21 protein-coding genes are annotated in these 25,451 nt (G+C 61.8%); 6 read left to right on the top strand and 15 right to left on the bottom strand.

Annotation, left to right across the window (positions count from 1 at the left end; all coding sequences use genetic code 11):
• Positions 1-280 precede the first annotated feature (280 nt).
• The 9 genes from MAIT1_RS03065 to MAIT1_RS03025 form a co-directional block, all read right to left on the bottom strand.
• Positions 281-1,210 (bottom strand): HprK-related kinase A, encoded by a 930-nt coding sequence (locus MAIT1_RS03065; RefSeq protein ID WP_198947782.1) that lies wholly within the window; start codon positions 1,208-1,210, stop codon positions 281-283.
• On the bottom strand, positions 1,194-1,535 hold the full coding sequence (locus MAIT1_RS03060) for an HPr-rel-A system PqqD family peptide chaperone (RefSeq protein ID WP_085440635.1): 342 nt from the start codon (positions 1,533-1,535) through the stop codon (positions 1,194-1,196). The genes MAIT1_RS03065 and MAIT1_RS03060 overlap by 17 nt, the downstream gene beginning before the upstream one ends.
• 43 nt (positions 1,536-1,578) lie before the next feature.
• A complete protein-coding gene (locus MAIT1_RS03055; RefSeq protein ID WP_085440634.1) occupies positions 1,579-2,055 on the bottom strand; it encodes a hypothetical protein in 477 nt (158 codons plus the stop codon).
• Between the two features lie 120 nt (positions 2,056-2,175).
• Entirely contained in the window at positions 2,176-3,147 is a 972-nt protein-coding gene (locus MAIT1_RS03050) for a lysylphosphatidylglycerol synthase transmembrane domain-containing protein (RefSeq protein ID WP_085440632.1), read from the bottom strand.
• Positions 3,148-3,159: 12 nt separating this feature from the next.
• Positions 3,160-5,091, bottom strand: a complete 1,932-nt coding sequence (gene asnB / locus MAIT1_RS03045) for an asparagine synthase (glutamine-hydrolyzing) (RefSeq protein ID WP_085440630.1) — start codon at positions 5,089-5,091, stop codon at positions 3,160-3,162.
• A 29-nt stretch (positions 5,092-5,120) separates the two neighbouring features.
• Positions 5,121-5,894, bottom strand: a complete 774-nt coding sequence (locus tag MAIT1_RS03040) for a class I SAM-dependent methyltransferase (protein ID WP_085440629.1) — start codon at positions 5,892-5,894, stop codon at positions 5,121-5,123.
• Between the two features lie 44 nt (positions 5,895-5,938).
• Positions 5,939-7,306 carry a putative O-glycosylation ligase, exosortase A system-associated gene (locus MAIT1_RS03035; protein ID WP_085440627.1) on the bottom strand — a complete coding sequence of 456 codons (1,368 nt, stop codon included), beginning with the start codon at positions 7,304-7,306 and terminating at the stop codon, positions 5,939-5,941.
• 9 nt (positions 7,307-7,315) lie between these two features.
• Positions 7,316-8,560, bottom strand: coding sequence for a TIGR04063 family PEP-CTERM/XrtA system glycosyltransferase (locus MAIT1_RS03030; RefSeq protein WP_085440625.1), 1,245 nt, complete (start codon positions 8,558-8,560; stop codon positions 7,316-7,318).
• Complete coding sequence (locus MAIT1_RS03025; RefSeq protein WP_085440624.1) at positions 8,560-9,768, bottom strand: glycosyltransferase; 1,209 nt, start codon at positions 9,766-9,768, stop codon at positions 8,560-8,562. Before MAIT1_RS03025 ends, MAIT1_RS03030 begins: the two co-directional genes overlap by 1 nt.
• A 185-nt stretch (positions 9,769-9,953) precedes the next feature.
• Here MAIT1_RS03025 and MAIT1_RS03020 point away from each other — a divergent pair, with 185 nt between their 5' ends.
• The 5 genes from MAIT1_RS03020 (at position 9,954) to MAIT1_RS03000 (ending at position 15,908) form a co-directional block, all read left to right on the top strand.
• The gene (locus tag MAIT1_RS03020; protein WP_085440622.1) at positions 9,954-10,952 is read left to right on the top strand and encodes a methyltransferase domain-containing protein; all 999 of its coding nucleotides are present in this window, start codon (positions 9,954-9,956) and stop codon (positions 10,950-10,952) included.
• A gap of 237 nt (positions 10,953-11,189) precedes the next feature.
• The gene (locus MAIT1_RS03015) at positions 11,190-12,413 is read left to right on the top strand and encodes a glycoside hydrolase family protein (RefSeq protein WP_085440620.1); all 1,224 of its coding nucleotides are present in this window, start codon (positions 11,190-11,192) and stop codon (positions 12,411-12,413) included.
• Between the two features lie 295 nt (positions 12,414-12,708).
• Positions 12,709-14,106 carry a GGDEF domain-containing protein gene (locus MAIT1_RS03010; protein ID WP_085440618.1) on the top strand — a complete coding sequence of 466 codons (1,398 nt, stop codon included), beginning with the start codon at positions 12,709-12,711 and terminating at the stop codon, positions 14,104-14,106.
• Between the two features lie 100 nt (positions 14,107-14,206).
• Positions 14,207-14,983, top strand: coding sequence for an ankyrin repeat domain-containing protein (locus MAIT1_RS03005; RefSeq protein WP_085440617.1), 777 nt, complete (start codon positions 14,207-14,209; stop codon positions 14,981-14,983).
• 181 nt (positions 14,984-15,164) lie between these two features.
• Positions 15,165-15,908: an ankyrin repeat domain-containing protein gene (locus tag MAIT1_RS03000; protein ID WP_085440615.1), complete on the top strand. Its 744-nt coding sequence runs from the start codon at positions 15,165-15,167 to the stop codon at positions 15,906-15,908.
• A 35-nt stretch (positions 15,909-15,943) separates the two neighbouring features.
• On the opposite strand, the gene MAIT1_RS02995 is transcribed toward MAIT1_RS03000, so the two are convergent.
• The 5 genes from MAIT1_RS02995 to MAIT1_RS02975 all read right to left on the bottom strand — a co-directional run bounded on the left by MAIT1_RS02995 (position 15,944) and on the right by MAIT1_RS02975 (position 23,131).
• Positions 15,944-17,068: a hypothetical protein gene (locus MAIT1_RS02995; RefSeq protein ID WP_085440613.1), complete on the bottom strand. Its 1,125-nt coding sequence runs from the start codon at positions 17,066-17,068 to the stop codon at positions 15,944-15,946.
• 797 nt (positions 17,069-17,865) lie between these two features.
• Positions 17,866-18,078, bottom strand: a complete 213-nt coding sequence (locus MAIT1_RS02990) for a cold-shock protein (protein ID WP_085440611.1) — start codon at positions 18,076-18,078, stop codon at positions 17,866-17,868.
• A 360-nt stretch (positions 18,079-18,438) separates the two neighbouring features.
• Positions 18,439-19,593, bottom strand: coding sequence for a TIGR03088 family PEP-CTERM/XrtA system glycosyltransferase (locus MAIT1_RS02985; protein ID WP_143814621.1), 1,155 nt, complete (start codon positions 19,591-19,593; stop codon positions 18,439-18,441).
• Positions 19,590-20,792, bottom strand: coding sequence for a TIGR03087 family PEP-CTERM/XrtA system glycosyltransferase (locus MAIT1_RS02980; protein ID WP_085440607.1), 1,203 nt, complete (start codon positions 20,790-20,792; stop codon positions 19,590-19,592). The genes MAIT1_RS02985 and MAIT1_RS02980 overlap by 4 nt, the downstream gene beginning before the upstream one ends.
• Positions 20,793-20,980: 188 nt before the next feature.
• Positions 20,981-23,131, bottom strand: coding sequence for a methyl-accepting chemotaxis protein (locus MAIT1_RS02975; protein ID WP_085440605.1), 2,151 nt, complete (start codon positions 23,129-23,131; stop codon positions 20,981-20,983).
• A gap of 667 nt (positions 23,132-23,798) precedes the next feature.
• Here MAIT1_RS02975 and MAIT1_RS02970 point away from each other — a divergent pair.
• On the top strand, positions 23,799-24,383 hold the full coding sequence (locus MAIT1_RS02970; protein WP_143814620.1) for a pyridoxamine 5'-phosphate oxidase family protein: 585 nt from the start codon (positions 23,799-23,801) through the stop codon (positions 24,381-24,383).
• A 6-nt stretch (positions 24,384-24,389) separates the two neighbouring features.
• Here MAIT1_RS02970 and MAIT1_RS02965 read toward each other — a convergent pair whose 3' ends face one another.
• On the bottom strand, positions 24,390-25,436 hold the full coding sequence (locus tag MAIT1_RS02965) for a FemAB family XrtA/PEP-CTERM system-associated protein (RefSeq protein ID WP_085440601.1): 1,047 nt from the start codon (positions 25,434-25,436) through the stop codon (positions 24,390-24,392).
• Between the last annotated feature and the right edge of the window lie 15 nt (positions 25,437-25,451).

Below are 25,451 nucleotides of genomic sequence, written 5' to 3'. Positions count from 1 at the left end.
CTGGACCCTCGTTAGTTTTACTCCAAGTGTATTCATCGTTTTGTGAAAGACTCGTAAGTTCGTGTGTGCGCTACTCTCGACAGGTGGAAAAACGCGACATTTATTGGCGCGTTTTTCCGGGGTCTGGGGGCCGCGCCCCCAGCGGCCATAGACGAAGCCGTATCTACAATAACTTGGGCGGCGCCCACGGTGTGGCTTTTGATCTTGGGAGCTCGAGGGCGCAGCCCTCGATATCTTACAGCACCCATATGTTCAGTCGTGAAAGCGAACGACTAAACACTCACCTCACGCCGAAGCGTTCATTGATCGCCGCAATCGCCGCATTCAGATCGCCATAGGTCAAACTCCAGCAGCCCAACAGATCATCGCTGATCCGCGCCACCGCATCAAATCCTGTCCGCCCCAACAGCTCATAGTTGAACGCGCCGCCACCCAAGCGCAGAAACGCCTCCATGGGATCCAACTCTTGCCACTGCACCGGCGCGCCCGCCTCGTACTGCGGCGCCAACAACCAGCGCGGCCACGCCGGACGCGCCATGGCCGCCACGCTGGCCGCAGGCGGCTGCACATGGCACACCGTCCCCTTGCGGGTCTTGAGATAGCGCGGCCCCATCTGCGCCTCGGGAATGCAGGCCGCCAGGGCGTCGATGGCCTCATTTTTGAGTGCAGTGGGACGCGGAAACGGATGCATCATGCCGGATTCCGGGCGCACCAGCCCGAACTCATCGGAGAGCAGACGCCAGCCGCGAAACGCCAGCGCCGTGGCCAGGGTCGATTTGCCCGAACCGGGCCGCCCGGGCAGAATCAACGCGCTGTCGTCCGGCGCGGCCACGGCGGCGGCGTGGAGCATCAGATAGCGGTTGGCGCGGGAGGAGACGCCGAAGTTCATGCCCCACTCCAGCAGCGGCATGGCGTGGTCGGCGGGAAACGGCTGAAACGGACTCGGCCCCTCCAGATGGAAGCGCACCTGGGGCCGCCACCAGCGCCGCAGCCCACCCGCGCGCAGCACGGCGGCGTGGACGTCGGCCACCGTGGCCCACGGCGGCGCGATCTCAGCGGGATGGTGGGCGTAGAGCAGACGCACGGCGTCGGCCAGGCCCGGCGCATCGCTGCGCAGGTGCAGCGCAAACGGCCCCACGCGCAAGCGCAGGCCATGGCCGCGCATCGCGCGCGCGATGAAGCGCGGGGCGTGATCAGCCAGAGGCGTCATGGGCGGCGGGATCGGGTTCGATAAAGCCCAGCGTATCCAGCTCCCACAGCAGGCGCGCGGCCAACTGCTCGGCGGCATCGGCATCAGGCGCGGCGCCGTGCTGCAGCAGACGCGCAGCCAGCAGATCGCTATTTAGAGCCTCTTTACCCAGAGCGGTCAGGGCGTCAAAAGCGGCAGGATTGAGCAAATGGGTAAAGGCGGTCAGCGGGTTGTGCAGAATCCAGCCGCCCTCAAAACGCTTGGCGGGAAAGGGTCCGGCGATGGCGCGCCAGAGACGTTCGTGGCGCGCCAGCAGAATGAAGCCGCGCAGCGACTGCGGATCCAATGGCGCCGACTGCGCTGCGGGCTCCGCCAGCGAAGCGGCGTGATTAATTGAACGAGCCCCAGCAGGAGTCGGTGACGATGTGGTGGTTGGCCTGACCATCGCCATAGCTTTCGGCTTCGGTGTTGTTCACCGTGCCCACCTCATTGACGAAGATCAGGCAGTCGTCGGTGGTCTGCGCCGAACCGCCGGTCAACGTGGCGCTGTTGCTGGCGTAGTTGGTGAACTTGTCGCGGTCCCAGGTTTTATAGCCATCCTGGGTATTGGTATTGGCGTCGACGTTATTGTCGGTGACGCAGCGGTTGCCCGCAAAGTTGCCGCCCGTGGGGATGCTGGTGGGCTCGTTGGCGATGCAGATCTGGCTGCTCGAACGCGCCAACGCCGCGCCGGGGCTCAGGGTCATGATCACCGGCGCGCTGGCCGCCAACCCCTTGATCAGCTTGCGACGGCGCATGCGCGCCTGCTGCTCGGGGGACGGAAGGGGTTGCTCGGTGGGCGTTTGCGCCTGTTCATCCCGGGACATGGGTATCGCTCCTTACCAGATCGGCGCGCAGACGGTCAGTCCGCCAGGGCGCCAGTTTGCATCTTCACAGAGTAACGCGAAGGGGCGGACGGGTCAAAACCTTCCCATCCGAGCCCGCATTCACGGCTCCACATCCTTGCGTCCTTCCAGATGGGCCTTGAACAGCCCCCAGCCGCCATGGGCCAGCTCCGCCACGCCGCCATACAAAGCGTAGAGCAGCCGCACCGCATAGCCCATGCCCACCATCAGCGCCGCCTGCGCCTCGGGCACGCCCATGAGCAGATAGAGCGCCATGGAGCCCATCTCCGCAGCGGTCACCCCCACCACGGTGATGGGGATGATGGCGAACAGCGAACCGCCGGTGAAGATAAACGCCAGATCCAAAAAGGTGACCGGCACGCCAAAGCCCAGCGCCGCCAGATAGAGCATGCACATCAAACCCATCGTGCCCGCCAAAGACGCCAGCGTCGCCCACGCCAGCGTACCCAGATGATCACGCAGGGCCGGCGCCATCCGCGGCGCCATTTCGCGGAGCTTGTCAAACAACCCGCGCCGCCACGCCACCCATATCACCACCAGCATGGCCACCACCACTCCCGGCGCCGCCCAGGCGATGCCGGTGGACAGGTCCAGGGTCACCCCAAACAGCGTCAACTCGCGCTGCAGGGTGACAAACGGGAACAGCGCCATGGCGATGAGGATGTAGAAGACCAAGCCCAAAATGCGGTCGAACACCAGAGCCGTGGCCAGCGCCGTCCCGGAGCCCTCCGGCAACAGATGACGGGTTTTGGCGAAACGCGACACCTCCATGCCCACCGAAACCGGCATGAAGAACATGTAAAACAACGACTGCAAATGAATGCGCACCGCATCCTTGAGCGAGATGCGCAACTCCCACATGCGCAACACCAGTTGGAAGCGCAGCGCCAGAATCAGCGCTGGGATGATGGCCAGCGCCAGCGCCAGCAAGGCCAAATCGCCGCCGCGGGCGATGGTCTGATCCACCCCCCGCTCCACCAACAATCGGTAGCCAAACGCCAGCCCGCCCAGAGCCAGCCCGATTTTGGCCAGCAGGATCAGCAGGTTTTTCATACGGAGATCCCCCTATGCCGGACCAAAAGCAGGCGGCGGCGCATCGGCGGAGCGGCCCAAAGCCGCCTCGCGCCACATGTGGAAGGCGGTCAGCCCCAGCAGACGCAAACCATTGTCGCGCCCCATGGCCATATGTTCGCGCCACAGTTGCGCCACCGCATTCTGATCGAACAACCCTTCGCCCAGTGGATTGGCCTGCAGGTCGGCGAAGAACTGATCGCGTGTGTTGGCCAGCCAGTGGGAGATGGGCGCATTGAACCCTTCCTTGCGCTTGACCAGCACCGGATCGGGCACGCGCCCGCGTTGCGAGGCGCGCATGATGTGCTTGCGCTTGAGCCCCTTCATCTTCAGCTCCACCGGCAGAGACGCAGCGAACTCTACCAACCGGTAATCCAGGAACGGCGCGCGCGCTTCCAGGGCGCGCGCCATGGTGGTGCGATCCACTTTGACCAGAATGTCATCCACCAACCAGGTCTTGATGTCCACGTACATGGCGCGATCCAGATAGTGCAGATCCGGGACCTCGTCGAAGAAGCTCTGGAAGTCGTCAAACGGGTCGGTCTGCAGCGCCTCGTCGCGGATATCCGGGTGTAGCAACTGCGCCTTTTCAGCGTCATTGAAGATGGTGCGCCAACTGTAGTGGGCGCGCTCAAACGGCAGCGCCGCGCCAGCCAGGAATTGGCGAATCTTATAGTCCCACCCCACCTTGTTGTAGGTGACCGGAACCAGACGATTGGCCAGCGCGCCGATCCAGCCAAGCAGAAATGGCGGCGTGCGGCTGATCCAGCGATGGATCTGGTCGGCGGTGTAGGTGGTGTAACCGGCGAACAGTTCGTCGGCGCCGTCGCCGGAGAGCGTCACGGTGACGAAATCCCGCGAGAAACCCGATAGCAGCAGCATGGGGAAGATCGAACTGTCGGCGAACGGCTCGTCGCAAAACCACGCCAGCTCCGGCAAGCGCTCGGCGAAGGCCGAATCGATCACCCGGGTGTGATGGCTCAGGCCCAGGGTATGGGCGGTCTCGCTGGCGGCGTCCAGTTCGCTGTAACTCTTCTCGGCGAAGCCGATGGAGAAGGTCTCCACCTTGGAGGGGTCGCGCAGGCGCGCCATGGCGGCGACGATGGTGGAGCTGTCGATGCCGCCGGAGAGGAACGCCCCCAGCGGCACGTCGGCCACCAAACGCTGACGCACCGCATCCTCCAGCAGGGCGTTGAACGCCTCCCCCGCTTCGGCTTCGTTGGCGAATTTTTGCTTGTTGTGAAAGTGCGCCGCCAGATCCCAGTAGCGCCAGACCTTCGGCGACCGCCCGGGCCGAAACAGCATGGCGTGGGCGGCGGGCAGTTTGCGCGCGCCGCGCACCGCACAGGCGCTGGTGAGCAGATAGTTGAGCGAGAGGAATTGGCTCACCGCCGCCGGATTGACCTCCCGCGGGGTGCGCGGGTCGGCCAGCAGCGCCTTGAGTTCTGAAGCGAAGATCAGCCCGCCATCGGCGGTCTCATAGTAGAACAGCGGCTTCTTGCCCAAGCGGTCGCGGGCCAGAAACAGTTCGCGCTCCTGGTTGTCCCAAATCGCCAGCGCGAACATGCCGTTAAAGCGTTGCAAACAGTCGGGCCCCCACTGGCGATAGGCCAGCAGCGCCACCTCGGTGTCGCTGGCGGTTTGAGGCGTGACCCCCAGACTCTCCAACTCGGCGCGAATCTCACGATAGTTGTAGATCTCGCCGTTGTAGACGATCCAGTAACGGCCCGTGGCGTCGGCCATGGGTTGGTTGCTGGCGGCCACGGTGTCGATCACCGCCAGACGCCGGTGCGCCAGCCCCATGGGGCCGACAATCTCCACCCCTTGCGCATCGGGACCGCGATGGGCCAGCCGCTGCGCCATGCGCTCCAGGGTCGCCCGCTGGGGCGGCCCGTCACCGCTGAGTATGCCCGCCAGACCGCACACGTCAGCATCCGCCCCGTTTGTGTGGTTGCTCAGCCATCGCGCCGCACGCCGCTGACGGAGTGGCTCACGCCCATATAGGGCAGCACCGTGGCCTTGTCCATATCCGCCACCCACCCTTGGGCGCGCGGGCGGGAGATGAAGTCCACCTGCGGCGCGTTGAGTTTATCGAATACATTGAGCACATTGCGCGCAAAGCCCAGTTTGCGGAAGTTGCCGAAGTACGCATAGAAGGGCAGAAAACGCAGCGGCAGCAGGTAGATGGTGTAGATGAACGGATACATCAGCGCGGTAACGATCTGCGAAACACGCATCAACGCCGGGCGACTCAGCGGCGTCAGCAGCAGCTTGCGCACCGGCTCCACGCCATATTTGACCATGGCGTTGCCCTCGGCGCTGTAGACCCACAGAATCAGCAGCCCACCGGGCTTCACATGGCGTTTGAGATTGGCCACGGTGGCGTCGGGATCGTCGGTGTGATGCACCACGCCGATGCTGATCACCACGTCAAACTGGCGTCCCAGATCCATGGCGGCGATATCGGCCTCAACGAACTCGATGTTGTTGAACTGCGCATTGCGCTCGCGGGCGATCTGCGTGGTGTTCAGATCCACCGCCGTCACCGAGGCCGCATAGGGGGCCATAAAGCCGGTGTGCTGTCCGCCGCCGCAGCCGCACTCCAGCACGCTCTTGCCGCGCAGATCCTCCAGCGCGTAGGGCTGGATCCACTCATTGAAGAGGAACGCCTCCTCATCCTGGAACAGCGTCCACTGCTCGGACCACTCCGATTGCTTGGCTTGACTCATGTTCTCTCGCCGTCCCCGTGGCGGGAACCAGGCTGACAACAGCGTTACGCTGTTGCGCCAAGGCTCCTGTTATCTGGCTGAAAAATTGATGCTTTCCCTGCTGGCCTTCGATACGTGAGCGGGTCGCCCCGATTATCGATAATCAGATCGCCGCGCGCCTGCAGCACTTTGCGCACGTAGATGCGAATGATCACCACAATGGAGATCAAGTGGTAGGGCAGGTCAAAGTAGGCCAGCCCCAGGAACGCGCCGGCCACATAGTAACCCGCCATACTGGCCTGGATCATCCCCACAAGATCGTGGGCCCAGGTCAAATCCTCATGCTGCTTGGTGTGACGTATGACCCAGTTGCCCTGCAAGAAGGCGAAAAAGTGGAAAAAGAAGAACAACAGGAAGCCAAACACGCCATGTTCGGCCAGCACCTCAAAATAGATGCTGTGGGCGTCATGCACCCAGGTGCTGGGAGCGTAGAGCTTAAACGCCGCGTAGGTAAAGGTATCGAAACCACCACCCATAAAGGGGCGATCCAGCGCCAGGTTGACGGCGAATTTCCACGAGTTGATGCGGCCATCCACTGAGTAGTCCTGCTCAATGGCCTGCTCATCGGTAAAGGTGGAGATGGAGTGCATGCGGTCGTGCCAGTGCTGCGGCATGAAGTTGTACAATCCGTACAGCACCGGAACAATCAGCATCGCGGTGAGGATGCGACGACGGCCGCGCATCCAGAACACAAACACCAGCGCCAACCCGCCCAGCAGACCGCCGCGCGAGTAAGTGCTGACGATGGTGAGCGCGCAGATGAGCATCATCGCCAGCATAAACACTTTGGTGTACCAGTGCTTGGCGTTGATCTGCAGATAGCGCCCCAAGGGCAGCACCATGATCAGCGCCAGCGCCAGCGCGTTGTTGTCTTCAATGAAGCTCTTGGCCGGGCCGTAGACGCGATAGGCGCCGCCGTTCATCAGCGAGAAGATGCCGCCCTTGACCGCCCACATCGCCACCGAGAAGAAGATCACCGCAATCAGACGATCAATCCACTTGCGCTCGGAGATGGCCACATAGGTGACCAGCACCATGAGCTGAATCTTGATAAAGCGGATGAACTCCCAGTACGCGCCATTGGGTTGAAACGCCGTCTGCATGGTCACGAAGGTCCAGAAGATAAAAAAGACCCAAAAGAAGGTGACCGCATTCCAGGGAATGCGCACGCGCACGCTTTTATTGAGGATAATGCCCGCCAGGGTGGCGATGGCGATGATGTAGTTGAAGCGGAAGTCGTAGGCGTAGCTCCAGGTCAGTCGGTGGGGGTTCATATAGCCGATCCACGCCCACATGATCAGGCCCACCTGGGGCCTGAGGAAACAGGCTGGCAACATGCCCACCACAAACATGACCAGAAACAGGTCGCGCATAACGAATCGTCAATCTCTTGCCGCCTGCGCACGCTGCGTCAGGCTGTCATACAGTACGGGCAGCGGCGCGATGCTCGCCGCCCAGTTGCGTTGGTTTTCCACATACGCGCGCGCGGTGTCCAAGATCATTGACAGCTGTTGCGCGCGCGACGGCTCGCGAACCTGATTGCGCATGGCCAGCAACGCCTCGGCCAGCGCGTCGGCGTCGCCTGCCGGAAACAGCATGCCGGTACGCTCTGCAGCGATCAATTCCCGGTGCCCGCCCACGTCAGAAGCCAGCACCGGCCGTCCCATGGCCATGGCCTCCAGCGGCTTGAGCGGCGTCACCATCTCGGTGATGCGCTCAGGCAGGCGCGGATAGACCAGGAAATCGCTCAACTGATACAGCCCGCTGACCTGATCGTGGGGCACGCGTCCACGCCAAACAACACGCTCTTGCAAGTTATGCGCCTTGATCAGCGCCTCCACCCGCTGCGCCTCCGGCCCGCCCCCCGCCAGCAGCAGAACCAGATCGTCGACGCCAGCGGGCAGGCGCGCCATGGCCTCAATCAGCAGCGGCAACCCCTCATAGGCGTAAAACGAGCCGATAAACGCCGCCACCACCTTGCCTTGGACGCCCCACTGACGCGCCAGTTCAGCGGGTTTCTCCGCAGGCAGACGCGGGAAGTCGTCGATATTGACCCCATTGGGAATCACCGTCACCTGCGCATCGGGGACGCCGCGCGCGACGATCTCCTCGCGCAATCCCTCGCAGATGCACGTTACCGCATCGGCGCGGCGCAACACGTAAGACTCCAGCGCCCGCGTGATGCGATAACGCCAGGAGCCAAACGCGCTGGTCCCGTGGCTGACGGCGGCGTCTTCCCATAACGCTCTGACTTCATACACCACCGGCAAGCCAAAACGTCTCCCGGCGCGCAGCGCCGCCAATCCACACAGGGCGGGCGAGTGGGCGTGCAGAACATTGGGCTGCAGTTGCGGAATCAGTTGATTCAGCCGCGCCTCCAGCGCGGTGACCACCCCCCACTGCGCCAGCGGTCCCCATCCAGCCCACACCGCACGCTCGGGCGGCGTGCGCAAGAATTCCAACCCTTCGGCGGATTCACTGAGCTGCGCGCCGCTGTTCTGCTTGGGACCGGTCAGCAGCAGGGGTTCAATTCCCACGCGCTGCTGCTCGCGCACGATGGCGCGGGTGCGGAAGGCATACCCACTGTGCAGCGGCAAGCCGTGATCCAATACGTGCAGAACCCGCATCACGCCCCTCTCTGCGCGGATGAACGCGCCTGCTCGCGGGTGGCGAGAATGCGCGTAAACAGGTCAAACTGCCCCTGGCTGGTGGCGTCCCAGGAGAACCGCTCGGCATAGCGCCGCACCGCCGCCCGATCACGCGGCGCCGCATGCAGCGCCCGCAGCGCCGCCGCCAACGCTGGCGGCGAACGGTCGGCGCTGAGCTCGCCCGCGATGGGCTCCGCCACCACCTCCGGCGTGCCCCAGATGGGCGTCGCCGCCACCGGCGTTCCACACGCCAGCGCCTCCAGCAGCACATTGGCCCACCCCTCGCGGGAGGAGGCCAGCATCAGCGCATCGGCGGCGGCGTAGCGGCGCGCCAACTGATCCGGCGGCAAGGCGCCGTCAAATGTCACCCGATCTCCCACGCCGCATGCTCGAGCGTGCTGTTGCAGATCCGCCAGCAGCGGCCCCTCGCCGATAATGCGCAGCCGCCATTCCGGCAGCTCCGCCAGTGCGGAGATCACCCGGTCGTGGCCTTTGCGTTCAATCAGATGCCCCACCGATAGCAGCGTCGGCTCAGCATACCCCAGTTCGCGCCGTAACGCGCCCCGGTCCGTGGCCGGGCGGAACAGATCCAGGTCCACCCCATTGCGCAGGGTCATGCACCTGTCCGGCGGCGCGCCCAGTTCGATCATGGCGTCGGTGAGCGCCTGACACACGCCGATGAGGCCATCCGCGCGCCCCATCATCCCGCGCAGCCAGCGGCGGGGCATGGCGTATTGGGGGATCAGATTGATGTCGCTGCCGCGCGCGGTCACCGTCACCGGCCGATCAAGCCACATCCCCAGCAGCGCCGCCGCCACGCCGTCGGGGTAGGCGTAGTGGGCGTCGATAAGGTCAAAATCATACCCTTGCGCGCGCAACCTGCGCAGGGTCGGCAACGCGCCCAGGGCCAGGGTCAGCGGCGCGCTGGACATGCCCAGTTTGGGAATCAGCGCATAACGGGGATGCTCTGCGGTGAGATTTCCCCAGGTCGACTGGCGCGGCGCGGCGGCGAAGCGGGCGTAGTCGCCAAAACGGGGATTTTTTGACGGGAACCAGGGAACCGGCGCCACCACCCGACTCTGCAGCGGTTGATGGGCGGTCAAATGCGCCAGACGCCGCGCCACGAACAGCCCATGCCGGGGCATGGCGGGGTTGGGAAACAGCGTGCTGAAGGTGACAATGCGCATCGCCCATCCATGGCGCGGGGAGTGTAAACTGCGCGCCATTGTACCTGCGCATCCGGCGCAACCCAAGGCGAGGCGCGCGCGATCACTGGATCTTACTGCCTGCGCTGGGTATGCTGAGCCGTTGCGAAATCGCGCGTCAGACCTGTCAAAACGTTACGCTATAACGGGAACTTCAGCACACGGCCATGACGATCTCCCCCAGTTTATTGAGCCTTCTGGCCTGCCCCGCCTGCGGCGGCGATGTGGCCGTCGGCGAGCAGGAGAACCGCCTCGCATGCGCAAGCTGCGGCGCGCGCTATCCAGTGATCGAGGAGATCCCCATGCTCATCGCCGGGGTCGATTGCGACCATATGGAGAACCAGTTCCAGCGCTACTGGGACAGCCCCGAAAAGGCCGCGCTGTATGACCAGAAGGTGGAAGGCGACGGCGACCCCTTTGGCGTCTACAACCACGAATCCGAAATCTACGCGCTGGAGACCTGCCTGCAGGAGCGCGCCCCAGGCATGCTGCTGGACGCCGGTTGCGGCAACGGGCGTTTCCTCTCGCGCCTGCCCGCATCCACCACCGGCGTCGGCGTCGACGCCTCGTTGAATCTGCTCAAGCGCACCCGCGACCATGGCCGCGGCCAGCACCACGTCTGCTGCGAGTTGGAGCGCCTGCCGTTCAAACCCGGCGTGTTCGATACGGTGATCTCCTGCCGCGTGCTGCAACATCTGCATGAGCAGGAGCGCGCCGTGGGCGAGATGGCCCGCGTGCTCAAGCCCGGCGGCGAAATGGCGCTGGAACTCTACAATTTCTGGAATCTCAAAACCACCTATAAGGCGATTCGCCAAACCCCCTGGCTGCGCCGCATCCTCAACGCGCCGTTCCGCGCTGTGTTTAACTCCATGTCGCCTTTCGACGACTGGGGGCTGGATCACGACCTCTATAACGGCTGGTTCCAGGTCAAAGGGTGGATGCGCGGTTTTGGTTTGGCACAGATCAGCGGGCGCGGCGCCGGATTCGGTTATCACAAGTATCTGTTTCAGCCCTTCTTCATCGACGCCCAGTGGCTCAAACGCGCGCCGGGATCCCTCAAGCGTTACTATCAGGGCTGTTTCGATTTCGAAAAGCGCTGGTTCCACTTGGCGTGGTTCCGCTGGACCGGTGAAAAGTTCGTCATTTGGGGGCGTAAACAGGGATAGGGAACGCAGAAGATATTGGATGATAAAAGAGACTGGGGCTTCGCCCCAGACCCTGACCAGGGCGCCGCCCTGGACCCGCACGGGCGCCGCCCGTGACCCGGCAGGGCTTTGCCCTGCACCCACCAGGGAAATGATTTCCCTGGACCCTCGTTAGTTTGACTCCGAGTGCGCTCCACACTTTTTGCGCTTCTTAATCTTCGGAGAAAACGACGTAGACTCAATAGATTGAGTGACGCTATGAGCAAGTGGTCCGACGACGTCCTGGTGAAAATCGCCAAAACGCTCTATCGCATGACGATGACCTCCCGTTTCGTCATCCGGCAGGCGCACACCGAGATTCTGCACGAACGCGCCATCGACTGGAGCGCCCCTCCCGGCGACAACCGCGTCCACCTGCAAGCGACTATCGACTGGATCAAACGCGCCCACAACGTCAGCGCCGACTCCGGCGTTCCGCGCGCCTACTGCGCCGGCTGGAACTTCCACTTCCGCTCCCACGGCTGGCAGCCCAGCTACCCGGAGACCACCGGCTACATCATCCCCACCCTGTATGACGCCGCCGACGCTCTGAACGACCCCGACCTGCGCATTCGCGCCGCCAAAATGGCCGACTGGGAGTACGAAATTCAGCTCGCCAGCGGCGCGGTGATGGGCGGCACGGTGGACCGCAAACCCACCCCGGCGGTATTCAACACCGGACAGGTGATGCTCGGCTGGTTGCGCGCCCACACCGAGACCGGCGAAGCGCGCTTTCTCGAAGCGGCGGCGCGGGCGGGCGACTACCTGGTGCGGGCGAAAAATCCCGAAGGGTTTTGGCAGGAGGGCAACTCCGCGTTCGCCGACGCCCGCTTTACCGTCTACAACACCCGCGTGGGCCACGCGCTGATCCTGCTGGGCCAAGCCACCGGCGAAAAGCGCTACATCGCCGCCGGGCGCCGCAATATGGACCACGCCCTGACGATGCAGGCGGATAACGGCTTCTTCCGCGACAACTGCCTCTCCGACCCCGACCAACCGCTGCTGCACACCATCTGCTACGCCGCCGAAGGGTTGCAGGGCGCAGGCATGGCGCTACAGGAGCCGCAATATCTCGACGCCGCCAAACGCACCTGCGCGGCGCTGCTGGGCAAAATCGACGAACAGGGGCGCATCCCTGGCCGCCTGGACGCCAATTGGCGCGGAACCGTGGAGTGGGATTGCCTCACCGGCAGCGCCCAATTGGCCGGTCTGCTGCTGCGCTTTGCCCAGATCACCGCCGACCAACGCTACATCGACGGCGCCCGCCGCCTGTTGCATTTCATCAAGAAGACACAGAATCTCGACCCCGACGCCCCCTCGGGGATTCGCGGTGGGGTGAAGGGCTCCTACCCTTTCGATGGCGGCTATGGCCAGTACGAACTGCTCAACTGGGCGGCCAAATTCTTCATCGACGCCCTGCTGCTGGATGAGAAGATCGGCTAGACGCTCTCTTTATTCAGCAGTGATCATCTGACCTTTTATACTCAGTCGAATTCACAATTGGACATTGGCGTTTTGGAGATGAAAGATATCGAGGGCTTCGCCCTCAAGCTCCCAAGATCAACAGCTACACCGTGATTCGGGCCATCCATGGCCCGAATCACCCCGCCGCCGACCAGTCGGCGGCCCATAGTCAACGCGAGCCGGGCCTGCGTCACGCAAACATTGGTCGTTCTGTGCAGTTTTCGTTTTGATTCACTACACTTCCGAGTTTGACCCAGCAACCGGGGAACCACCCATGCCCAGCGCCGCCGAACCCTCTCGCCCGCAGTTCCAATGGACCATCGCGCGCAAGGTGGGCGGCCTGTCGGCGGTGCTGATCTTTTTCACCCTGTTGCTGCTGATCTACTCCATTGTCACCCTCTACCGCATGCAGGGGGAGATCGGCGAGATCTCGCGGCTGGACCTGCCGCTCACCGAGTTGACCAACCAGATGGAGATCGCCCACCTGGAGCGGCAGATCGCCATGGATATGCTGTTGCGGCTGGCGCGGGGCGAGCTGCCCGCCAACCCCCAGCACACCCCGCTGCAAGAGACCCACAAGCGGCTACAACGCTACTCCGCCACCCTCAACGAGCGGCTGAGCGTCGCCGCCACCATCGCCCAAGCCGGTTACGCCACGCCCTCTAAGGTCAGTTTCATGGCGATTCATCAAGCCCTGCAGGAGATGGACAGCGTGGCGCGCAAACAGGCCGAGCGCTTTGCCGCAATGGCCGACGATATCGAGGCGGGCCGTCCGCTCAATGTAGAGTTGCTGGCGAAGGTGGAGGACCAGGAGACCGCGCTGGATCACACCCTGGAGCGGCTCATCGACCGCGTGGAGAGCTTTACCGAACGCGACGTCACCCTGCTGAGCGCCCATGAGAGCGACTTTCTGTGGGTCAACGCCATCCTCGGCGCCAGCGCGGTGGTGTTGGGCGGCATTTTGACCGGGCTGGTGATCATCAGCATCCGCAGCAACATCTTCCGCATCACCCGCCACGTCTCCGACGTGACTCAAGCGATTGTGGAGAACCGTCCCATCCCCGCCGCGCCCCTGAGCGTCAACTCCTCCGACGAGATCGGTCATCTGGCCGAGCGTCTCAGTCATCTGGTGGACAACCTCTCCAGCAATTTTCAGAAGCGCGATGAACTCTCGCGGCATTTGAAGAAAGTGGCCACCACCGATGCCCTCACCGGCGCCTTCAATCGCGTGAAATGGGATGAGGATCAGAAGCTGGCCATGGAGCGCGCCCGCCGCGGCCACGATGCGCTGTCGGTGATCATGCTCGACATCGACCACTTCAAGAGCGTCAACGACACCTACGGCCACGATGTGGGCGATGCGGTGCTGGTGGAGACGGTCAAACGCACGCAACAGGCGATCCGCCAAATCGACAGCTTCTATCGCACCGGCGGTGAGGAGTTCATCATTCTGGCCCCCTCCACCGACCTGGATCAGGCGCGAATTCTGGCCGACAAGATCCGCCTGACCATGGCCGACACCCCCTTTGAGACCGTGGGCGCAGTCACCATCAGCCTGGGTTGCGCGCAGTTTGATCGCGATGGCGACGACGATGTGGAGAAGCTGCTCAAGCGCGCCGACCAGGCGCTCTATCGCGCCAAGGAGGGCGGGCGCAACCAGGTGTGCGCCTAACCCCGAGGCTTATCCATCAGACTGAACCGCTCAACTTTTCTCCCTTTTGCTCCGATCAGACGCAAAGGACGACGAATTATCGGACTGAAGGAGAAGTCTCATGCCCCCACTGCGCAGCCGTTTGACGCTGACGCTGGCCGCATCTGCGTGGCTCATAAGCGCCCAAGCTTCCCACGCCAAGCACATGCCCCAGGAGGCGTTTGATATCGCCGCCGAGGGCAAAGTCCCCGCCCTGGAGCGTTTCCTCACCCAACGCGGGCTACGGGTGAACGACTATCATCTGGATGGCGGCAAAACCCTGCTCAAAGAGGCGGTGCGCGACGGCAACTTCCCCATCGCGCGCTTTCTGCTGAAGATCGGCGCCGACCCCAACATCGGCACCGATTACGGCATTCTGCCGCTGCACTATGCGCTGTTGAATCGCGATGTGGCGATGATACAGGAGCTGCTGCGATTCGGCGCGCAGGTGGATGCGGCCAAGCCGGTTTCCGATGATTACGAACTGAATACCGAGGGGCTGACGCCGCTACAGGAGGCGGCTACGCAGGATAAGATGGCGCACATTATCGACACCCTGTGGCGCGCCGGGGCGGACCTGGCCAAACGCGATCCCATCAACGACATGACCCCGCTGATGCTAGCCATCTCACACAACAAGCTGGGCAATGTGCGCCAACTCCTGGCGCTGGGGCGGCGTTCCGGCGTCTCGCTGTATGATGCGCGCGTCATCACCCTGGCCGCCGCCAGCGACGACGAGGGGATTCTGACGGCGATCATCCAGGAGTACCCGCTGCCCTATTGGGGCTATTACTATGACCTGGAAGAGAAAACGGCGCGCCAGGAGGAGCAGGACAAGAAGCAACAAGCCGAGAAGTGATTACCGCTGCGGCTGGGGCCATCCGAGCATGCAGACGCATCAATAGTCCCAACCCGTCCTGACTTCCCGGCAGATCTCTCGTGGAGGCTGTCCTGCGGTGAGTTGCGTGAGGTTATTGATGCCCCGCGCGTTGCGCGCTTGCGGTTTATCAGGTTAAAATTAGCGTGCTTTCAACCAAAACATGCGTGATCATGCTCTTTTGGTGACTCTGATGGCTCGGATAAAAACACTCTTCCCACTGACCCTTTGCACGGCTCTCTTACTCTTCCCGGCACAGAGCAGCCATGCCGTTCTGCCGGATGATCCCTTTGTTTTCGTCAAGTCTGGAAATCTCATTGCGCTGGAGGCCTATATCAAATCTCACCAGATTGATCTTGATGACGTAGGGCCTGATGGTTTTACTCTGTTGATTACCGCCATTCGCCATGGCAATAAACAGATCTTTGACTATCTTATACAGCAAGGCGTTGACATAAACAAAAAGGCAAGCCGAGACCGCACAGCACTCATGGCGGCTATTGCTGTAGATGAACAAATAATGTTCCAGAAACTCCTTAGATTAGGCGCTGACGTTAATGCATTCCTCCCCATCATATTGGGAAACCGAGAGAGCATTGACGGATATTACACCATTCATATTACTGCTGATTATGAGTTTGGTCACAAATATTTTGAAGATCTGATAAAACAAGGTGCAGACATCAAACAGAAAAGAAATTTTTCCATTCATGACACCCCCCTTTCCATTGCAATAATATGTGGAAATACAGAAAATATATTAAAGATTTTTGAGTTATCAAAAACATACAAAGTAGATATCTGTGACGCTGTCTCGCTCGCAGCAGCGAAGTCATCTCGAAATGAAGAGATCTCTCACATAGTGGAGAGTAAATGCCTCAATGGGGCGTATGGAGGGAATCCATAAATTCCCTCCATACGCATTCGCCATCATTAGATCAGTTACTTTTCACCCGTATGCGGACACTGCCAGTCAAAATACTTACTGCATTTCTCCTTCTTCCCCCCTCGGCCTTCCTTTTTCCGCCCTCCATTCCCTTCCTGCCGCAACAAGTCCGTGGCGCCCGAAGCCGTGGCGGAGCCCGCCTGAGAGCGCGGCGTTCCAAAACGGGTGCGGCCCAACCCATGATCCTGCTCCATATCCCTTCCCATATTTGCGGGCGCCTCTTTGGCATAGGGCGATCGTTGCGGCGCAGGCGGTGTCTGAGGCGGCGAGAGGGACGGTGGATGCGCCGTCTCCCCCGGTCCAACCGGTTGTCCCTCATCCACTGGCACGCCCATAAAACGGGCTTCCGGGCTGATATTCTCCACCGGCGTGGTCACGCGCAGCGGCGTCGTGCGCACTACGGGAGTTTGTTGTGATATCCAACCGGGTTGAGAGGGCGCAGAAAATGATTGCCCGTGCTGCGCCGCATAGGCGCCATCCTGGGTATCGGAATCCGTATAGTCCGGCGGCGCCTTTTGCGGCATCACCTGCTCTGACTGCAACTGTTCATAAAACGGCGCGCCGTGTTGCGCCGCATAGGCGCCGTCCATGGCGTCATTATCCACGCCATCCCACGGCGGCGGCTCAAAAAATCCCCGTGGGGTCTCATCCTGCGGTCCCGACGCCGAAAGCCCGTGATCTGTCGGAATAACGGGAATACCCTCGTCTTCTCCTGCGCCAGAATAGGACGAACGCCCCGCATCCTGTTCAAACCCCATACGCGGCGTCTCATCGGCCATGGCCATGGCGTCCCCCCCACGGGGCGTCAGGTCATACTCGTCGCCTTGTGAAGGGTGTACGCCCATGCGCAAGGCGGTTTGGGTCATGGCGTCATGCACGGTTTGATTGAGACTGCGCGGTTGCCCCGGTTGCGCCTGCGCCGGAACGGCCCCTGCACTGGCTATCTGCTGCTGGATCGGCTGCACGGGCTGGGCTGGCGGCGCCCCCTCTTCGTCGTCGAGCCAGCCGTAACGGCGGGCGGAGTCGGCAAACATGCAGCTCACCGACTGCCGAATGCCCGCCGTGCCGGTAGCTTCTGGCTGCGACGGCGCACTCTGTTGACCATAGGGGGATGGATTCATGGACTCCTGTGCATAGGGGTCGCGGGGTTGGGCCAATCCGGTTGCCCGAACGGTTGCCCAAATGGCGTGCGGGTGGGTGGCCAGTTACGATAAGGCATGACAATTCTCCTGCTTGAGGGAAATGAAGCATCACAACGCGCCGTTCTGAACCCATTTCAGAACAGGACGATCAGTGACGCGGGAATAACGGGAGCAGGCGCCAGAATCCTCAGCGCGCGGACAGAAAAAAACCGCCGAGCGGCGGTGGTGGAACGCAAAGGGGGAAAGACGCAAAACGGAAAGGAAGCAGCAAGCCTGCCTCAGTTATACACGCATACGACCGGCCAAACAATCATTGTGATATTATAATCAGTCGCATTCACATTGAACATGAAAGATTTTGGCGATGAAAGATATCGAGGGCTGCGCCCTCGAGCTCCCAAGATCAAAATCCAAACCGTGGGCGCTGCCCACACCCGCTTAAGGGTCACAGACCCTTAAGAATCCCGCCAAATTTCCGTTGGAAATTTGTCCCATAGTCAGCGCAAGACCAACCAGTGTCACGCAAACATTGAGCGCTTTGGATTTGTGTCATTCTGGATTCAAGCGGCTATAGTCAGCGCAAGCCGGACCTCCGTCACGCAAACATTGAACGCTCTGTACAAGGTTGAGCCCGCAAGCAATGGACGCCAATTGTGAACCCAGCAAACGCCACGCGAAGCAAAGGAGCCAAAGCGCCCACAAAAGAAAACGCCGCCCCCCGAAATGGAGAGCGGCGTTTGTCTGGATTCCTCGCTGATTGACTCAGCGCAGCGCGATCAAACCACCACCACGCCTTCAGCTTTGGGGCCTTTATCGCCCTGGGAGACATTGAACTCCACACGCTGACCTTCGGCCAACGTCTTGAAGCCATCCCCGCTGATGCCCGAATAGTGGACGAAGGCGTCGCCTTTGCCGCCATCGCGTTCAATGAAGCCAAAGCCCTTGCTGTCATTGAACCATTTGACCGTGCCCGTTTCCCGTTCCGCCATGATGCTCAACTCCCCTGTGAGACAACTGCCTTGCAATGCTGCAAAATCGATGAAATGTATAGCGCCGTGACACTTTCGCCTGGAAACAAGGCCTCCGCTTCGTCAAGACTTATAGTTGACGCGCATAGAGGGATCCCCCAAATGTCGAATCAAGCAATGTGTCGTCCGCGAGGCGTCAAGTATCGCCATACCGATTTAGTCACACTGCACTTTGCGCACAGAAGTGTCAATCATTTTTTCCCAAAAGTTCGCGATTGCGAACAAGGCGTAACAGTTTGCAATATCATGGAGTTTATAGCGATAAATATACATTCGATAAAGAAATCCCTGGTATCGGCAAGTTGCGCGCGTCCAGCGATTTTAACGCTCTGAGTCTGTGGTTTCTTCGAACAGATCGGCGTAGGCGTCGATCATCTGCGCCAAGTCAAAGCGCGCTGCGGCGCGGGCGCGTCCGGCGGCGCCGTGATCGGCCAATAAACTGGGGTTATGTAGATAGCGCTGCATCGCCTGCCCCAGCGCGTTGGGATCGGCGGGGGGAACCAGCAGTCCGGTCTCCTCCGCCGCCAGCAGGTCCGGCACGCCGCCCACGGCGGTGGCGACCACCGGCAGCCCCGTGGCCATGGCTTCGAGTATGGTCAATGGCGTCCCCTCCGCCAACGAAGGCAATGCAAAGAGGTCCATTGCCGCCAGCAAGCGCGGCGCATCATCGCGCGCGCCGGCAAACCAGATTTGCGGCGTAATCTCCAACTTCCGCGCCAGAGTATGCAACTGTTCCCGTAACAGGCCATCGCCGACGATGACCAACCGCGCCCGTTGGCGCGCCTCAGGGTCGGTGGCCAACAGATGGGCAAAGGCGCGCAGCAGATTGGCGTGGTCCTTCACCGGCCAGAAGCGCCCCACACAGCCGATGACGAAATGGTCGGGCGCAATCCCCCCCTCGGCCAGCGCCGCCCGCGCGGTGGAATCCGGCGCATAACGGGTCAGGTCCACGCCATTGACGATGAGGCGGATTTTGCGCGCGGGCAGCCCCACATCGGCCTCCATCCAGCGCGCCAGATCCTGCGACACCGGAACCCAGCTCTGCACAAAGGGGTTGAGCAGTCGGCGCAGCAGTTGATATTTGCGGTTGGAGCCGTCCAGATCGTGCCAGTCGCGACCATGTTCGGCGTGTACGCGACGCCGGACCCCCGCCAACCAGGCGGGAAACTGCCCCTCCACGGCGGCGATATTGCCCGAGTGCAGCACATCGGGGCGGATGCGCCGCAGCAGACGGTAGAGGCGCCCCCACACCGCCCAATCCTTGCCCTCGCGCTTGTGCAGACTGTAGATGGCCACATCGTCGCGCGCCATGCGCTGCCGGAACGCCGGATTGACCTCGGTAAGAGCGATGAGCGTATGGCGAAAACGGTCGCGGGGCAGACGGTCGATGAGCGCGGCGAACACCGACTCCATACCGCCGATGTCAAAGCGATGCAGCAAATGGGCGACGTGGAGGGGCCGTGACGCTGGGGTCACGCGGTCACCTCGCGCAGAATGCGATTGAGGTTTGTTTCCCAATTATAGAACTGCTTAACCGTCTCGCGCCCGATGCGCCCGGCCTCTTCCGCCAGCGAGGGGGCGGCCAGCAGCTCAATGGCGGCGGCGGACAGTTTAGCGGGATCGTCGCTGATCCAGCGCTCCAGCCCCGGCAGACGTCGCGCGCCCTCCATGGCGGGGGGCGTGGCCAGCACCGCCTTGCCCATGGCCATGGCCTCCAGCACCTTGTTCTGAATGCCGCGGGCAATGCGCAGGGTGGCCACCGCCGCCGCCGCATGGGCCACATAGGGGCGCACATCCTCCACCCGGCCAGTGACGATCACGCCCGCTTGAGCTTCCAGCGCGCTCACCTCCGCCGTGGGGTTGGCGCCGACGATGAAGAACTGCGCATCGGGGCGCGCGCCGCGAATGGCCGCAAAGCAGTTCTCCACGAACCACTGCACCGCCTGTACATTGGGCCAATAGTCCATAGCGCCGGTGAACACCAACGCCTCCGGTCCCATGCCATCGACGCGTGGGTAGTCCCGCTCAGGGTCGAAAAAGTCCTGATTGACGCCGTTTTCGTAGTAGTCGATCTTCATCGCCGCCAGCGGGGCGATGAGACGCAGGAGATCGGCCTCGGGGCGGGTGGTGACGTAGGAGGCGTCGAAACGCTCGGCGATGGCGCGCTCGCCATCGGCCAGCGACAGCGCCTCGCGCCGATAGAGCCAGCGCATGGGACCACTCAGCCCCAGGGCGTACTGCGCCCATTTATCGGAGTCGGCGTCGACGAAATCGATGATGCGGCGGATGGTGTCGTAGGGGGACAGATATTGCGCCATGCCCGAAGAGTAGACCACGCCCCGGGTAATGTTGCCGCTGGCCATGCGCTGATCCACCCACGCTCGCATACGGCCATCGCGCAGATAGGGGAAGGTGAGCGCTTCGCCGGTGAGCAGACCGCGCAGACTGCGGACGCGCGCCCATTTGGGATTGAGGGGCAGCAGGAAAGTTTCGCCGGTGACCATCTGTTTGAGAGCGTCGGCGTGACGCCAATCATCGGGGTCGTCAACAAACGCGCCCACGTGCACGGTGTAGCGGTCGCACAGCGCTTTCAACAGATGGTGCGAGCGGATTTTATCCCCTTTGTTGGGAGGATAGGGGATGCGATGCACCAGATAGAGGAGCTCTTCGCTCATGGCGTGTCCTCAAGCCGTCCCGCCGCCGCGCACTGAACCTGCAACAGAGGGAGTCCATGGGAGTCCCATGGTCGCCCCTGAATTGCGCAAAGAGCGTTGCGCAATTCAGGGGCGACCATGGCGCACGCCCAGCCCGTGGCAACGGTCAGCAGGACGCAGGCGCAGTATGCGCGCCCGGCATCAGCGGCTCAACCCCTTTGCAACGCCACCAGCCCCTGCGCTTCGCTCACCGTAAAGCGTCCCAACAGCTCGTTGATCTCATGGCTGACCTTGCCGGTCACCGCCGACTGTCCGCCCACTTTCTGGCTCAGCTTCTTCACATCGCCCGCGCGCTCGGTCACCTGGTCGACGCTGTGCGACATACTGCCCACCGCCTTGGCGGCGCCCACCACCTCTTCGGTGATGCGGCTGTTGCCCTGGCTTACCTCCTTGGCCTGCGCCGCCATGCTTTCAATTCCCACGGTGGCCTCGGCCACGCTCTTGGTCACATCGGCGATGCCCACGGAGATCTCGCCCACGCTGCGGGTCACCTCTGAGATGCCCTGATGGGATTCGGTGATGCGGCGATTCATATCCTCGGATTCGGCGGCGATGGAGGTCATGGAGTTGCGAATGGCGCCCACCGAGTCGGTCTGCTCCTCCATGGCGGAGAGGATTTCATCGGTCACGCCGGTGATGCGCCGCACCGCCTGTTGCGTCTGCTCGGCGCGCTCGGCCACATTCTTGCCGCCGATTTGAATCTCCTCAATGCTGCGCCCAATGGAGATGGTGGACTCCGCCGTCTGCCGCGCCAGATCCTTCACCTCATTGGCCACCACCGAGAAGCCCTTGCCCGACTCCCCCGCCCCCGCCGCTTCGATGGAGGCGTTGAGCGCCAGCATATTGGTCTGCTCGGCGATGTCATTGATGATGCCCACCACATGGCCAATCTCCTGGGCTGTAGTTGAGAGCTTTTGCATCGCTTGCAAACTGTCCATGGCGTTCTCTTCGGCGTCATGGGCAAAGCGCGCCGCGCTCTGACACTGCTCGCGCACGCCATTGACCGCCTGGGTGACCGTCTCCACCGAGTTGGAGGCGTCATGAATCCTATCAGTCACCTTTTGGGCCGACTCGGTGAGGTGATCCATGCTCACAGTGGCCTGCTCGGCGCCCGCCGCCACGGTGTTCAAATTCATGCTCGCCTGCTCCGCCCCGGCGGAGATGGTGGTCATGTTCTCGCTGGCCTCTTGCGCCGCTTTGAGCACATCGCGTACGCGGTCGTCGCCTTGACGCGCACTGGTGGAGATACGCTCCATGCGCGCGTTGACGTCCCGCCCCTCCTCATCGGCGTCGCGCATCCGCTCCAGCATGCGCTCGGTGTCCTCATCCAACTGATGCGCAGAGCTGTTCAGCTCGCTGGCCGATGCATCCAGCCACTCCGAACGCAACCGCAAAACCCCCACCATCTCGTTGAGTTGATCACGCATTTTGACCAAGGAGAGCACCAGGGAGCCCAGCTCATTGTTGCTGCGGAAATCCAGCCCGGCGGTCAAGTCGCCGCCCGCCAGCTCATTGGCGAAGCGCACCCCGGCGTTGAGGGGTTTGACGATGAGGTTCGACAGCACAAAACCCAGCGCCAGACCAATGACCAGTGCGCTCACAGCCATGATGGAGATCATGGAGATAGCCGACTGCTCATCAGCTTCGGTGCGATGGATGGAGTCCTCAATGAGCGCTTCCACTTCGGTCACAAATGCGCTCACCTGTTTCTTCAACGCCACCTCGGTGTGCTCTACCTTCTCCACAATCCGGTGCGCCGCAACGATCTGACCGGCGTCGAGCAAGTCCATAGCCTCTTGCGCCTGATCGCGGAACTGGTGGTACGCTTTGAGAATCCCCTGCGCCTGAGTCATCAATGCGGTCAGTCTGGCGCGCATCTTCTCGGAGTTGGCGTGCTCGGTGGACTCCTTGAGCAGCGTCACCGTCTCTTCAAGATCTTTGCTCACCTTCTGCGCGCCTTGGGCAAAACGGACGCGCGCCTGTTTTAGATGCGCGCGCGTTTGCGTGACGAAAGCGTCGCTATCCTCGGCCAGTAACTGCTCGGCCATCTCTTTGACATGCAACTCCTCGGACAGGCGGAACATGTTCTCCAAGGTTTTCGCCTGCCCCAGTTGGTGAATGGAGATATCGGCGGCGGTCTCCAAAAACGGAATGCCGCGCTCATCAATATCGTGAATCCGCTCCTTGACGTGGCCCAGTTTGATCAAGCCGGTGGCGGAAACCACCAGCAACAGCGTCAACAGAATGCCCACCAACAGCAGTATCTGCGCGCGGATGCTCATATTGCGTAATCCGGACATGTCTCTTCCCCCAAGAAAAACATCAGGAAAACTTTGTAATATGGAACATATTCATTTCCTGCATATCCACTATCACATAGGGGGAGATCCATTTCCACAGGATTCGTAACTTATTGCAACATAATTATGCCGGGTTATTCTTGTTGTTTCCGCAACGAGTTCCGCGCCATATAAGAGAATTTTATATCAATTATTACATGGTCTTATAATTATGCTCCAAGCGTATGCTGGGGAATATCCATGACCTGGAGCTTGATACAGCTGGCGCCAATATGTAACCCATATTACACTATATATTACTGTTATTAAGCACATGGATGGCGGCCACCCAGGGAGCAAACGGACACTGTCCCGATCAAAGAAGGGGAGTCACCCCGCCGCCCTCCTGCGTCTGCGACGCCACTTCTGGCGAACACTTCCAAACTCAGTCGAATTCAAAATTGGACATTGGCGATTGAGAAGAGGAAAGATGTTGCGGGCATCGCCCTCAAGCTCTCCCAAAGGCCGGACCGTCATGCAGACCGCCCTGGCGCGCCCGGAACTGTTGCCTTTTGGCCGCTGGGAGCTGGAGAGTGGCGCATCCATTTTCAGGGAAAGCGGAGAGTGCGGCGTGGCAGTGCGCCGCGCCCCTGCCTGACACATGACGCCTGGCGCAAGGAGACGAAAATTGGGCGCTCTGCACCCTGCAATCAGCGACGCCATCCGCGCTTTCATTGAGGCGCAACATCTCTTCTTTGTGGCGACGGCCACGGCGGAGGGTCGGATCAATCTTTCGCCCAAAGGGATGGACAGTTTCCGTGTGATGGGAGCGAATCAGGCGGCGTTCCTCAACTTCACCGGCAGTGGCAATGAGACCGCCGCGCATCTGCTGGCGGACGCCAACGCCAACCAGCCGAGCGGCGGGCGCATCACCATCATGTTTTGCTCATTCGACGCCAAGCCCAAAATTCTGCGCCTGTATGGACGCGGCGTCGCCATTCATGCCGAGGAAGCGGGCTGGAAGGAGTCCATCGCGCTATTTCCCCACTTCCAAACCCACCCCGGCGTTCGCCAGGTGATTCGCATTGATGTGGAGTCGGTGCTGGAGTCGTGCGGCTTTGCCGTGCCGCAATACACCTACGTGGCGGAGCGGGACAAATTGCTGACCTGGGCGGAGAAAAGCGGCGCCGAAGGGGTTGCGGCGTATCAACGCAAGCGCAACGCCATCAGTCTGGATGGGCTTGCCACCCGCGCCGAAACAGAACCGGAGTAAGCGGGGCTAGCCCAGACTCCCAGCCAGCAGCGGGCCGATGCGGTTGGCCACGGCCAGCGGCAAGCGCTTCCAGGCGGCGATGAACAGGCGGTATTTGGGATTGAGCGGATTGACCTCGGGAATTGCGCGGCTGTTCACCAAATATTGTTCATAGTGCAGCGGCTGCGGCTCGAAGCCGAAGAAGCGCTTGAAATCATAGGAGCCGGTTCCGCGTTTGCTGCGGCCAAAATCGAACCAGCGCGCCCCCGCCTCGCCGGCGTGGGCCATCACCTGATAGTAGAGAAACGCATACGCGCCCAAAGGGCGCGCCCCGGCCAGGGCGCCGCCGTAGTAGGGCAGGATCTCATCGCGAAAGCGGAAGCTCACCACCGCCGATTGCGGACGTCCATTCTGCTCCACCACGCTGGACTGCACCGCGTCGCCAAACAGTTCATCGAGCAGGCGGAAGTGGTCGCGGGCAAACACCGGCGTACCCAGATTGCGCACCGACTCGGCGTAAATGTCATAGGCGCGACGGCTATCGGGATCGACCGCCCACTGCAGACCGTTCTTGATCCCCCGCCGCGCCTCGGCGCGCTGTTTACGGGGAATCGACAGCAGATTGGCCTCGGCGTCGGCGGCGATGGGCTTGCGGAAGGTGGCGTAGAGCTGTTTGCGCGGCCAGTCCGCCCGCACCGGCTGGCGGTGACGCAGCTCCATCACGTCCACATCCAGCGTTTGCGCCAGGTCACAGGCGCGCGCGATAAGGAGTTGGCGGCTGGCCTCATCCACGGCGGCGACGCCGCCATAGACGCAGAATGGGGTGGAGACCAGGGAGTCGCCGAACAGACGGCTGGTGACCCGCGACAGCGGCAGCACGCCGGTGATCTCGCAGCCGCGCTGGGTATACAGCCAGCAAGGGCGATGGCCATAGACCCGCGCGCCCAGTTCAGCCCAACCGCTCAGATGGAAGAAGGTGGCCTCGGGGCAGGCTTGGACGAAGTCGTCCCAACGCCGCGCCGTCGCCGCATCGCCCGGGCGCAGCCAATCGCAAGACAGGGAGATGGCGGACATATTCGCTGTTCCTCA

Origin of the sequence: Magnetofaba australis IT-1 (assembly GCF_002109495.1) — a bacterium.
GTDB lineage: Bacteria > Pseudomonadota > Magnetococcia > Magnetococcales > Magnetococcaceae > Magnetofaba > Magnetofaba australis.
The sequence above is the reverse complement of the archived record's forward strand: the minus strand, read 5'-3'. Positions and strand labels throughout refer to the sequence as shown.

Coding starts and splice junctions, on each gene's coding strand:
- MAIT1_RS03065 (WP_198947782.1), bottom strand. CDS start 1,210: ATGACGCCTCTGGCTGATCACGCCCCGCGCTTCATCGCGCGCGCGATG.
- MAIT1_RS03055 (WP_085440634.1), bottom strand. CDS start 2,055: ATGTCCCGGGATGAACAGGCGCAAACGCCCACCGAGCAACCCCTTCCG.
- MAIT1_RS03050 (WP_085440632.1), bottom strand. CDS start 3,147: ATGAAAAACCTGCTGATCCTGCTGGCCAAAATCGGGCTGGCTCTGGGC.
- MAIT1_RS03040 (WP_085440629.1), bottom strand. CDS start 5,894: ATGAGTCAAGCCAAGCAATCGGAGTGGTCCGAGCAGTGGACGCTGTTC.
- MAIT1_RS03035 (WP_085440627.1), bottom strand. CDS start 7,306: ATGCGCGACCTGTTTCTGGTCATGTTTGTGGTGGGCATGTTGCCAGCC.
- MAIT1_RS03030 (WP_085440625.1), bottom strand. CDS start 8,560: ATGCGGGTTCTGCACGTATTGGATCACGGCTTGCCGCTGCACAGTGGG.
- MAIT1_RS03025 (WP_085440624.1), bottom strand. CDS start 9,768: ATGCGCATTGTCACCTTCAGCACGCTGTTTCCCAACCCCGCCATGCCC.
- MAIT1_RS03020 (WP_085440622.1), top strand. CDS start 9,954: ATGACGATCTCCCCCAGTTTATTGAGCCTTCTGGCCTGCCCCGCCTGC.
- MAIT1_RS03015 (WP_085440620.1), top strand. CDS start 11,190: ATGAGCAAGTGGTCCGACGACGTCCTGGTGAAAATCGCCAAAACGCTC.
- MAIT1_RS03010 (WP_085440618.1), top strand. CDS start 12,709: ATGCCCAGCGCCGCCGAACCCTCTCGCCCGCAGTTCCAATGGACCATC.
- MAIT1_RS03005 (WP_085440617.1), top strand. CDS start 14,207: ATGCCCCCACTGCGCAGCCGTTTGACGCTGACGCTGGCCGCATCTGCG.
- MAIT1_RS03000 (WP_085440615.1), top strand. CDS start 15,165: ATGCGTGATCATGCTCTTTTGGTGACTCTGATGGCTCGGATAAAAACA.
- MAIT1_RS02995 (WP_085440613.1), bottom strand. CDS start 17,068: ATGAATCCATCCCCCTATGGTCAACAGAGTGCGCCGTCGCAGCCAGAA.
- MAIT1_RS02990 (WP_085440611.1), bottom strand. CDS start 18,078: ATGGCGGAACGGGAAACGGGCACGGTCAAATGGTTCAATGACAGCAAG.
- MAIT1_RS02980 (WP_085440607.1), bottom strand. CDS start 20,792: ATGAGCGAAGAGCTCCTCTATCTGGTGCATCGCATCCCCTATCCTCCC.
- MAIT1_RS02975 (WP_085440605.1), bottom strand. CDS start 23,131: ATGTCCGGATTACGCAATATGAGCATCCGCGCGCAGATACTGCTGTTG.
- MAIT1_RS02965 (WP_085440601.1), bottom strand. CDS start 25,436: ATGTCCGCCATCTCCCTGTCTTGCGATTGGCTGCGCCCGGGCGATGCG.